Here is an 11891-nt window from a genome sequence, read left to right as displayed (position 1 = left end):
GAGTCCGCCTTGAACGGCGAGGTGGTCAGCGGACACAACGCTGAGACGATAGCCATCGCTAAGAATCTCATAGGCATGGCGAACAACCTCAACCAACTTACCAAGCTGTCGCATCAGAGAGGTTTCCATGAAACTCATGTGTATGTGGTGGACTTGTTGAGAAGATTGAAAGAAATCCTTGGCGAGTATCGCCAAGCAAGTTATAAACCGAAGCTAAGCAGTATGGGCAGAAAGGAGGATACCACATGATAGGCAAGCTAAAGAAAGGCAGCTCATTTGGTGGTTGCATCCGCTATGTTACAGGCAAGGACGAGGCGAAAATCCTTGCATCCGATGGAGTGTTACTCGGCACGAATGCCGAGATAACGCAAAGTTTCGAGCTACAGAGGCAACTAAATCCAAGGATTAAGAAGCCTGTGGGACACATTGCATTGAGCTTCAAGCCAGAGGACAAGCCACGTTTGACGGATGATTTCATGGCTAAGATAGCCCTTGAATACATGCAAATGATGGGTATCAACGATACCCAATTCATTATCGTAAGGCATCACAACACGGACAATCCACATTGTCATGTCGTGTATAACCGCATCAACAATGAGGGTAAACTCATATCAGACAGGAATGATTACAGGCGTAATGAGCAAGTTACCAAGGTCCTAAAATCCAAATATGGGCTGACTTACGGAACGGATAAGAGCAAGACTAATACTCGCAAGTTACGCAATGCGGAGCGTGCCAAATATGAGATTCACAATGCTATTAAAGATGCCTTGAAAGTCGCAGATAACTGGCAAAAGTTCAAGAGTGAGCTTGAAAAACGAGGTGTTCACCTGGAGCTTGTCTATAAGGACAAGGAGCGGACCAAGGTTCAAGGCATCCGTTTCTGCAAGGATGGATATAGCTTCAAGGGTACGCAGATTTGCAGAGAATGCAGCTTTGGCAAGTTGGATGCAAGACTTGGCACAGAGTATAATCGTGTATCGCCAAGAGCCGAATCTATGCAGGGAGGACAACCAAGTTGTCACCAAGTAGAACAGACTCAACCAACGGCAGAACATACCCAAGACCCTTGGAGTGGTATTTCTTCCATCGGCTTGTTCGCTCCGTCTAATGCCCAAACTTATGAGCCATTCCCAGAGGAAGAATCTGCCAAGAAGAAAAAGAAAAAACGCAGAAAGGGCTTCAGCCTTTGATGCAAGTTACAAACTTAAAATTAGAATCGAACATGAAAGAAGAACTATTAGAAGCCATCTACGGCACAGTTGAGAGATTGGAGCAGAAAGTTGATGAACTTTCTGTCTCCACAAAGAACGCAGGAGCGGAAACCGTTCCTGCAAGTAATGACATAACCAAGTTGGATAAGTCAATCAATGCGATGTTTATCAAAGAAGAGGAAGTCAGAGGCAAAATATCCAAATTAAGAGATGCCATTATCGTTTTTGCTGACCTTATTAAGGTTGAACTTGGCAAAAATGAGCAGCGAAGCAAGTTCTTGGTTGATGCAGTCAAGCAGATGAGACAAGGGAATGATGTTTTCTCAAAGACATTGCAAGATAAACTTGAAGTAATGAACAAATCACCTCAAAAGAAGGTTGTAACCCATCGCTTCGAGCCAACCTCAAAGAATGTTCTTCTTTTCATTGGTGGCTTGGCTCTATCTCTTGTCATATCCATTTGGGGCAATCTCACCCAATGGCGAGATTACCAAGATTGGGAGGAGGCGGACTTGAAATATAGGGCTTTGAAGATGGTGCTTCCATCCGATGACCCTAATATTCGTTATATAGAAAAAAACTTCACTGTATGCCGAAATGAGAACATTATTGATGAAGTAAGAAATCGTGTTGCTTTTTATGAGGATTCTATTCTTCAACACTATAAAATGGTTGAAATAGCGGCATATAAAGATAGTGTAGCTAACAGACTTTGGGAAGAATCAAAGATGATTAAACGTGTTATAGGGTGCTCTAAATAGTTTTTCATCAAGGATATAGAATAAGAATCAAGAGGACTAAATCTTAATTTTGCCTCTTGATTTTTCTCTATTAGTTTAAAAAATAGTAAGGTATTCTCTTCTTTTTTAAAATAAGATAATATACAATGTTGTTTTCTTTGTTCTTGGCATTTAATACTATTGGATTTTCACTTCTTGCGTTGCATGTAGATTCTGCAAGTGTATGATTAACCAACAATGACTCTAATTTCTTCAATAATGCAGGATTATTATTGTTTAGGTCTAATTGTAGCTCATTAACTCCATTGTAAATATTGTTGAAAGAAAAAGTCAAACTATATTTTTCGTTTGTTTTTTCAAATAAGTAATGCCCTTTTTCTATGAGGTTAAAATTATTGTCAAACATATATAAATCATTTGTGCAATTATAGACCATATATATATATACTGTTGAAGAAAAGGGGGGACGGACTGGATTGCCGACTTGAAAAGTACAATATGCATCTGTTATTTTCACTGTACTGTTTGCTATATTTTTTGTAATATTGTCATAAACTGAAATTTTAGTTATACCTTTTGTTATAGGATTAATTGTTAGTGTATTTTGTGAGTAATTAATATTTAAAATAGAAGCATCTTCAACATTAATTTTATAGTCTCCACTTCCTTGTAATGTGACTTGACTTATTTCACCTATAGGACACTCTAGATATCTTTCCATTTCGATTTTGCTAATCGTATCTCTACTTTCATTACATGATACAATGAAAACAGAAATAAATATACTAAATATGATAAATCTTTTCATAATGCCAACATTAAAGAGCGGAAGTCAATAATAAAGACTTCCGCTTATAGAATGAGTTATATTTATTTACTATGAATTTCTGTAATTTCCCAAAAATTCATATTGTATGTACCTAAAGAGGTTTCAAAATCGGTCGATGTATCGGCATTTACTTTATAATAGCCATTATCTGGACCTCCCCATCCCATATTGGCATGAAAATACAGGTCATATCTTTTTAAAATTTCTCTTGTTGTCTTTTGACATATTGCATATCCATCTATCACCCATGCATGTGACCCCTTTTTAGCTGTTGCTGTTGCAGCATGTGTTCCTCCCATTATAGCAACACATGGCATTTTCTCATTTACATTAATTGTTGTAAGTAATGGGTCTGGAGCATATTTACTATAATATTGTCCACAAGATACATAATTCTTCAAATAATTAAGTAACTCTAGTGAACCTGTAGAACTACTACCAACTGTAGGAATAGATGTATCCTCATATCTTCCGTATTCTCGTTCTATATAATTAGGATGACTCTCTGTTTTCTCATACATATCTTTTATGAGAGTTGTAACCATCTTAATGCTTTTAGAGTCTCCATAATAACCTATTGCAGGTTGTGCTGTTAAATAATTCCAATCAATATCAACATCACCGATTTTTATATTTGGCGCAACTGCGGCTAAGGCTTGTGCACCAGCAATGATTCCACATCCTGCAGGATAGTAAGATTCGAAGTAAACTTTTTCACCAACAGGTACATATGCTTTTGGAAGCAATCTATTATAAGGCTCATCTTGTGACCATTCCGTTTTTGCCACAGGACCGATTAATTTTATTATACGACTTTGAGGCTTTTCGTAAGCAACAGAACGAGTTCCAATCTGCTTGGTATTGAACACCTTTTCAATATCATTCTTATTTACGGAATCCTTGCCAAGAACTTTTGCTATTTTCTTTAACGATGAAATTCTTTTACTCTGATATTCAGAAATTTCAGACATCAAAGTAGCCTCTGATAGTTTAAGCATCATTCCTGCACCTGTTTCATCACGATTCTCGAATTTTCCATTTGGAACATAGGCGATAACACCTGCGTTTCTTTCGTCTGCAGAAACAATAGCATATCCTTCTTGTCCTGAATTAGAAACTTTAACTCGACACATAGGTATGCTGTCAAAACTTAATCCACCACTACGTGTAACAAGGTTTGTAGCATTTTTGACAAAGTACTTAGACTCTATTGAAAGTTGTGGAGCACTTGCACTACGAGTATTTCCATTCACCGAGTGCGAAAAATCAAGCACCATTTGAAGAACTTCTTCTTCATCTAATGTTCTTGGATTGTCTAAAGCTATACTTGCTAATTCCTCGTCTGAAAATTCGATTTTGGAACTCGCAATGTCTGAAGATGAAAAGTCCTCAGTGTCTGTACATGACAGAAATGCGCAAGCGCAAATCAAAGGTAAAAAGATTTTCTTCATAATCCTTAATATTTTAAATCCATTAATAACTTTTTTATTATAAACGATAATTTTACCAAAACATTGCACTTAAATATATTGAATTTACATCTTTTAACTTAATTAGTACGAAATGCCAACCGCATATATTAAAGTTTTCTAATAGTAACATTGAACTATCATTTTTCCAGAAATTAGATTTATCTTGTGTACACACAATCGAAGCGTTCTTTGTATATTGCAAAGTTGTGAAAGAAAAAGAATATAGCTTGTTTCTAAATCGTTAGTAGTTACACTTTTTAAAGTACTTAATCCACTGATATTCAATTAATAAAAGATTTTGTTATGACTTGTAGCCATGAACCTTTTCAAGCTGACCACCGAGATTGTAAGAGTAAGTGATTTTCTCCTCATCAGGATAAATCATCTCCAACAGACGGTTGTGGCTGTCGTAAGTCCATTGCGTCACGTAGGTTGCTATCGCCTGGTTAGGCACAATCATCGTGCGGCGGGGCTTTGTCACCTCGCCCATCTTGCCATAGAAGTATTCGATGGCACCTGTTCCATCCTCACGGAGCATCAGACGACCGATGCGGTTGTGGGATGCGTTGCGGCCAGATAAATATTCCGCGACGAAAGCCTGTATATATATATTGACACTAGCGTTCACAACAACAAGGCGTTAGATTCTACATATAGTATAAGTATAGGAAAGGTAAACAGATTTTGATTTAACAATAAATCTGTTTATGGATCGTATTGTCAGACCCATAAACAGACTTATTGGAATCAAATCTTTTCGATTATTAAATCTAAAGATCCTTCTTCAAGAGAGTTGTACTCATCAAGATGAAGATGAGTTCCTATAGGAACCGATGATTGGGATAAATTTAGCAAGTGATTTGCTAAAGAAACTAATCCCTCGGTATTAGCCTCAATTGAGACGCTCCCATTTATATCGGAGACCTTAATTGTGAAATTACCTTCCCAATTGAGTGCCACTCCGGTATCAGGGGAATAATTCGGAACATTTAATGTGACTTTTTTCATTCTATTATTCGTTTATGAAAACATGATAATTTTGATCAACCATCATCTTTCCAGGTTTGTTGGGATTTGGCTTCAGTGTTTCAAAATTCACATGAGGTCCACCTCCATGTTTACCTAAAATATCATTGTCACCCATGCGGAAAACTCGTTTTCCATCGGCTGAAACATATCTACCAGGACCAACTTCTCGGTAGCCTTTCCCAAGGAATTCTTGTCCTAACTCTAAAGCTTTGGTTGATGTCGTTTTCATTCCATCTTTAATACCTAACTCCGAAGCAGACTTAAACCCTTGCTTAGATGCTTGAGTTAACGCCTTAGCCGCAACTTTAGTTTCAGTTTTAGCGGCTTGCTTTATTTCTTGTTTTACTGCGGTTTTTACGCCAGCCTTTACGCCAGCCTTTATTCCTCCAGTAACTACAGACCCTGAACCTAAGGTAAATACATCAGCAATTAACCCGCCAACTCCTATGGCTCCAGTTAAGATATCACCATCCCTAAAGCCTCTATAGATATCTCTTCCGCTACCCAAAAATGGGACGAAATCCACTGCATCAACTTGTTTCCCATTCGGGTCTATTAATCGTATAGGATTTTGATAACAATACCCATATGGAGCAAGATTAAACGTATTATATACACCCAAATTATGCTCTCCATCTAAATAATTTTCATTGTTTCGAGGATCATAATTTGATATTGGATCTACTGATATCCATAGACTGAGTCGTGGTTCATAGTAGCGTGCCCCATAGTAGTACAGACCAGTCTCCTCATCAAACTCTTTTGCATTGAAGAGATAGGGCGTGTTCCATACACTGTTGCGCTCCTCGATGAAGACCTCGCCGAAAGGAACATACTCTATATGCTGCACCACCTCACCGTCAAGGTTGGTAATGTAACTACTGCTACCCAAGTGGTCTGGGTGGTAGTAGAACTGCATCTTCTCGTATGCATCGCCTTCTTGGAAGTTGTTCTTCGCTGCCCGTGCCATAACACGTGCCTGCGCAGCCTCCAAGCTGCCGTCATTGCAACAGAATCCCTTGCCATCGACATAATCGTTGTTGTCCTCGCCATTGTACGGCACTGCAAAGGTTGCATAATTATCCTTGATAACCTGCAACTGCTGGACATATTTTTGCTTATAGTCAACAGAAAGTCCATCAGTCTCACTACCTGCATACTGGATGCGACGTGGGTCTGATCCGTAAGAATCGAAGTCACCAATCTTGGAAACGACACGCTGACTACCTATATAGATATGCTTTGTATAGCGTCCGCCTTGGTTGGCAACGAGATAAGGTGATACATAGAGTGAGAACTTGGCGGTGTTCGTGCGGCCTCCTGCAAACTCAGAGTTCACATAGACTTGGTCACTCTCGCCCGAAGTCTTCACCGTGCGTTCTCCGTCTGCGTCATACCAATAGTTGGTCACGAAGCCATTGTCGTCAGAAGCAAGGAGACGGTTCTCCTCATCCCATTTGAGTTTGCGTTCCGTGGTCTTCTCGTCAGCCATGCCATCCTTCTTTGTACGGCTTGTATTGACATAAACAAGATTACCGTTGGCATCATACTCATAGGCATGGCTGTTGCTCACATTCTCGCTTTCTGAAGGTGTCTCCTCCGTGCGGTAGTTCACATCCTTCACATTGGCGAGTTGGAACTTCTTGCCTGTCTCTGTTCCATAGGTGTATGACAAATCATAACCTGCATTCAATGTGCCGTTGAACTGCACATTGTTCTGCGTGAGAATCTGACGCTTTGATGTGATACGGTGCATATTGTCGTAACCCATCGCAAGAGTGTAGCTTGCGGTCTTGTTGTCAGCACCAGTATAAGTACCAGTTGCACTGACAAGACGGTAGAGGGCATCGTATGTATAGGCATGAGCCATCTGTCCGCCAGCCTTTCCACTCTGTGGAACTGACGCACCGTTTACCACGCTGAGCACATTGCTCACCGCATCGTATGTATAGGCATTGTCCATAATGGTGTTGCCACCACTATTCACCGTGAGGTTCTGCAATCTGCGACGCTGTGGGTCGTAAGTGTAGAAGGTCTCAGCACCGTTGCAATACTTCAAGTATGTGCGCTGCTCAAACTTGTTATAGCCAATCTTGCTCACATAGTCGTAGCCGTATGACTTGTAGCCATGAACCTTTTCAAGCTGACCACCGAGATTGTAAGAATAGGTTATTTTCTCCTCATCAGGATAAATCATCTCCAACAGACGGTTGTGGCTGTCATAAGTCCATTGCGTCACATAAGTTGCTATCGCCTGGTTAGGCACAATCATCGTGCGACGAGTCTTGGTGACTTCACCCATCTTGCCATAGAAGTATTCAATGGCACCTGTTCCGTCCTCACGGAGCATCAATCTACCGATACGGTTCTGAGAGGCGTTGCGGCCACCGTAGTAATACTTCACGTTGTTCTCCGGATGATCTGGGTAGTTGATACCCGTCAGACGCTGATAGTCGTAATCGTAGGTGATGAACTTGCCTTCCTTTGCAAGGTTGGCAGTCTGCTTTGTAAGCACATTGCCGAGAGCATCATAAGTGAAACTTGTAATGCCGCTTGAAGGATGGTTCACCTCTGTACGGCGGTCACCCATGTCGTAAGTAGAGGTCGTTACATTGCCCTCCGTGTCGGTGACACGAACAAGGCGCTGTATGCCGTCATACTCAAATGAGGTGGTAATCTCACCGTCAGGACCGCTCTTTTGGATGGTCTTCAAGGTCTTGCCACTGCCATTGGTATGGGTAGCCTGCACATTATGGAGTGCGTCTGTTACGGTTGTAACAAGTGCATGACTGCCGTTGTCAACAGTATAGGCCGTAGTTGTCGTAGAGTTGTCCGGCAATGTCACTGAGGTAGCACGGTCGAGCACGTCATAAACAGTAACCGTTGGAGATACATTGTCAAATGACTTGCTGAACGTGGACTTCGATCCAGTTCCTTCCGTTGTAGGATAGAAAGACTTTGCCACACGTCCGAAAGCATCATACACGTTTCTTCCGCTGACTATCATCACGTTCTCGTCCTTGGCAGAGCTTCCCTTGGATGCACTTGTCACAACACCGTCCTTCTTCACCTGCACGGCTCTTCCGAAACCGTCAACGAATGTAACGGTCTCCAAGTCATCGTTAGGGTGCTGGATGTCATAGTGCTTGGTCACGGCGTATGCAGGAGCGGTAATGCCACTCTCACCAAAGGTAGCCCAAGGCTGATATTCAAAGGCGATGGCATAAGGCACACCCGTAGCCAACTCGTTAGGACCACGCACGCCAGTAATGCGACCGAGGTCGTCAACATCAGTCTCGTAGTAGAAGTTGTTGAGGTCACGATGCTCCTTGGCTATACCATAGCGATAGTCAAAATTGCCTTGCTCGCTGCGGTAGCCCCACGCATCGTCAATACGCTCCACATACATGTTCATTTCCGGCTCATAGCGGTACTTGTACCACATGCGCTGTCCCTTGCCGTTGGCAGGGAGGGTCTTCTGGATGATGTTGCCGTAAGAGTCGTACTTGTAATCAGTAACTGCCGCACCGTCATTCAACTGTTGCGTAATCTGGGTGATGTGGTTGGCATAGTTGGTGTTGTACTTTGCCGTCACATGGTGGTAGAGTGAGCCGTCACCGCCTGTAACAGTCACATCAACAGGAAGTCCGAAGATGTGCTTGCTTGCATTGTCGGTATATTTGATAGCAGTCGCATAATCGAACTTGCCGTTTCCGTCCTCGCCAAGACTGCCCTTGTCGCTGTACTTGTAGGACTTCAACTCACCATGATAGCCATTGAGGTAGTACTCGTTCCATGCCTCGGATGTAATCACACCGTTTGCCGCTCCCTCATACTGCAAGTTTGCCGTATAGCGGAGAGGTACGAATGCAGATGCACGGTCACTCCAAAGGTTCACGTCACGCTTTGCGAATGTGTACTTGTCACCGTCGGCAGTCAGATAGTAGCTGTCGTAACGGTTCTTTGTCTCGGTGTACTTGTTGCCGTTGGCATCCTCTACGGATGTGGCGGTAACATTGCCCTGCGTGTAGTAGTTGGCTACATCGTAGTTCTCAACAGCCTGTCTGTAAACAGAATTGCCTTTTTCCGTGTCAAGGTTCTTGGTGATGACCTCACCGAAACCGAGGAACTCACGTTCATGGCGGTCACGCTTGCCGTCCTTGTACTCAAAGGCGGTAGTCATTACAGGCCCGTGGTCATGGATACCATCATCAACGGTAAGGGCAGACATTACCCACTTGCCACCAGGAAGGCCGTAGGTCGGAGTGGTGTGGGCATAGTCCAATGTGAAAGTTCCGCCCAAGGAATTGGTGACTGACTTCAACATGTTGGTTCTGCCAATGGCAGAGCGTGTAACCTTCAACTCGCTTTCCTTCTCAGACTCAACGATGTCAAGATAACCGTCACCATCAACATCCTGCAATGAATAGGTAGGGCGGTTGATGCTATGTGAGGTGAAAGCACCAGGGTTGGTTGAAATCTTGATGCTTATGACAGGAATGTTGATGGTCAAAGTGAACGCTGCGTTTGCAGACTCTGATGTAGAGGCTGATTCACTAAGCGCACTTGCACCCTTCCAACTGATAGGCTCGTCAAAGCCATTGCCTGTATTGAGGGCAACAGTGATACCGTCACCATTCTTCCATACCTTGTCAGGAAGACCGTCAGAATTGATGTCGATAAGATTATACTCCTCTTCGCTTTCAGAGGTTACGAGACCAAAGCCTGCTGAGAAGCTACCGGAAGCCTTGGTTATACCTTGGTATTTCTTATCTTCAAATTTTCCCCAGTCATGACTTACATCGCCACCTGCGCCAATATTATAAGAAAGGCTCTTACCACTCTGTATGCGGTCAAGTCCCCAATCAATAGGTTCAGTAAAGGCATAGCCCAGATTTAATCTTACTTTCTTGTCGGAAAGAATCTTGTCTGGTAGTCCATCGCCATTGATATCTATGAATGACTCTACAGCTTCATCCGTATTCTTTGGCGCACTGCCGGAAATGGAGAATTGAGCCAGCCATGAACTCTGTTGGTTCTGTGCGGAAGACTTGCTTCCTGAGATAAGTTTTGTAATGCCAGACACAGAAGCTACTGGATTGCCGCCATATCCCCATGCTTCAGAAGCATTGTCAGAGTTATTAGCTCCGATACCCTTGTAGATTTCTCCACTCAATCCGCCCTGCGAATTGGTGTATTGGATAGTACCACCAGCTATGATGTCCGGGAATCCGTCACCATTCATATCCATCATGGCAACTTCCGTCTTGGAACTGCCATTTGCATTGTTGTGGGTAATGCCAAGTGCACCTCCTTGCACAACGGTACTCTTGCTTGATACCACTTGGCTTACAGCTGTCGCACCAGTACCCTGCAAGTATTCGCCTGCAAGTCCTGCCACCTCCGCATTGTTATCCAAAGGATTGGTAAGGAGTACATCCTGCTCGGTCAATCGGGCTGTGCTTGCCTCGGTCGCAGTAAGATAGATGTCCTGTCGCTGACCGACCCACTTGTCCATAGAGGTCTGGTCTGTGCCCAATGGAGTGAATGCCATTGTGAGAGGATCAACCTTGTCGTTCTCGTTTTCCGGCAATTTCAGCAATGACTCGTCAATAGGCTTTGCATATCTGCCTTCTGCAGAGTTATAGACAAAACCTCCCCAGCCACGGTAAAGCATACCGAAGCCAAGATTATCGCTTTCTGCATAGAATCCAGCAAGGACATTCTCTGTCACAAGACCTGCCGCATCTTTCTGAATGGAAACAGAGGCAGAAGTAACAGTTTCATCCGAGATAGTTGCAGGATAGCTGTATTCAAACCATAACTTCTTTCCTGTGGTTGTTGCAAATCGCAGAGTATCGGCTTTCAAAATGCCATTCTCGATAGTGAAAGACTTCTTGCCAACAAGTGCATCCTCTGTCTTGGCAGTCAAAGTAATCTGGCCATTGATGGAATTGTCAGAAAGGATAAGCACTGGTGACACAACCATAATTGTATCAGTCGCTGTGGTCAAGTATGGCTTGCCCTCTGCCAAGGCATTTGCGAAAGTCTTGTAATGTGCAGGAACTGACATGGTCTGCTCAACATTGGCAGAATCCTTGTAAGTTACGGATGCTTGCCAACCGATGCTCTTCCAATCAACATTTGAGGTGGATGAAATCTCAAAGCTGAAATTGGTCAGCTTTTCTGTATTCTCCAGACTGATGTTGAGAGAATCACCATTGAAAGCCTCACCAGCCTTCAATGTTTGAGCAAAGACCGTCTTCTCGATATAGTTCGGGTTGTCGTTTCCGTCACTGTCTTTCTTGTCATTGCTGCCGATGATGCTGAGAACAACATCGTCGGTTGTTACAGGCTTGTGGAAGGCACTGTGAACTTCCACGCTTGAACCATTCTCCACATTAGCGGAGGTGTTCACATCGTAGATGGCACCATCCTCAGGTTTGTACTCTGTTGAAGAAAGCCCGTTAGGCAAGATATTTGACTCGCCAGCGTAAGTAATGGCAGGTGACCAGTTCACCTTGTCAAATGAGCCGTTGCTTGTTTCCTCAGAGCCAGACTGCACACGGAAATAGATTCTGTCACCACGCTTGACGGCAACAGA

General features: G+C 43.0%; 8 protein-coding genes. 3 read left to right on the top strand and 5 right to left on the bottom strand.

All coding sequences use genetic code 11. The features are described from left to right. The 3 genes from mobC to DXD25_RS15175 all read left to right on the top strand — a co-directional run. Nucleotides 1-249: plasmid mobilization relaxosome protein MobC (mobC, locus tag DXD25_RS15185; protein WP_117664236.1), on the top strand; the 249-nt coding region annotated here is incomplete at its 5' end. Beyond that, nucleotides 246-1196 (top strand): relaxase/mobilization nuclease domain-containing protein, encoded by a 951-nt coding sequence (locus DXD25_RS15180; protein WP_117664233.1) that lies wholly within the window; start codon nt 246-248, stop codon nt 1194-1196. The genes mobC and DXD25_RS15180, both read left to right, overlap by 4 nt. A gap of 32 nt (nt 1197-1228) precedes the next feature. Then, a complete protein-coding gene (locus DXD25_RS15175) occupies nt 1229-1978 on the top strand; it encodes a hypothetical protein (protein ID WP_117664235.1) in 750 nt (249 codons plus the stop codon). A gap of 70 nt (nt 1979-2048) precedes the next feature. Here DXD25_RS15175 and DXD25_RS15170 read toward each other — a convergent pair whose 3' ends face one another. From DXD25_RS15170 to DXD25_RS15150, 5 genes are all read right to left on the bottom strand, one after another. Then, a complete protein-coding gene (locus DXD25_RS15170) occupies nt 2049-2765 on the bottom strand; it encodes a hypothetical protein (protein WP_147327944.1) in 717 nt (238 codons plus the stop codon). A gap of 62 nt (nt 2766-2827) precedes the next feature. Further along, nucleotides 2828-4237, bottom strand: a complete 1410-nt coding sequence (locus DXD25_RS15165) for a C10 family peptidase (protein WP_117664231.1) — start codon at nt 4235-4237, stop codon at nt 2828-2830. 322 nt (nt 4238-4559) lie between these two features. Beyond that, nucleotides 4560-4886 (bottom strand): RHS repeat domain-containing protein, encoded by a 327-nt coding sequence (locus tag DXD25_RS15160; protein ID WP_233522343.1) that lies wholly within the window; start codon nt 4884-4886, stop codon nt 4560-4562. A 119-nt stretch (nt 4887-5005) separates the two neighbouring features. Next, entirely contained in the window at nt 5006-5266 is a 261-nt protein-coding gene (locus DXD25_RS15155) for a hypothetical protein (RefSeq protein WP_006045139.1), read from the bottom strand. A 4-nt stretch (nt 5267-5270) separates the two neighbouring features. Next, a partial coding sequence (locus DXD25_RS15150; RefSeq protein WP_199540961.1) for a toxin TcdB middle/N-terminal domain-containing protein occupies nt 5271-11891 on the bottom strand: 6621 nt, incomplete at its 5' end.

Origin of the sequence: Prevotella sp. TF12-30 (genome assembly GCF_003436715.1) — a bacterium.
Classification (GTDB): domain Bacteria; phylum Bacteroidota; class Bacteroidia; order Bacteroidales; family Bacteroidaceae; genus Prevotella; species Prevotella copri_A.
This window is presented reverse-complemented; position numbering and strand designations above follow the sequence as displayed.

Bases quoted from the DNA above. Each gene is read 5' to 3' on its own strand.
- DXD25_RS15180 (WP_117664233.1), top strand. From the start codon at position 246: ATGATAGGCAAGCTAAAGAAAGGCAGCTCATTTGGTGGTTGCATCCGC.
- DXD25_RS15175 (WP_117664235.1), top strand. From the start codon at position 1,229: ATGAAAGAAGAACTATTAGAAGCCATCTACGGCACAGTTGAGAGATTG.
- DXD25_RS15170 (WP_147327944.1), bottom strand. From the start codon at position 2,765: ATGAAAAGATTTATCATATTTAGTATATTTATTTCTGTTTTCATTGTA.
- DXD25_RS15165 (WP_117664231.1), bottom strand. From the start codon at position 4,237: ATGAAGAAAATCTTTTTACCTTTGATTTGCGCTTGCGCATTTCTGTCA.
- DXD25_RS15155 (WP_006045139.1), bottom strand. From the start codon at position 5,266: ATGAAAAAAGTCACATTAAATGTTCCGAATTATTCCCCTGATACCGGA.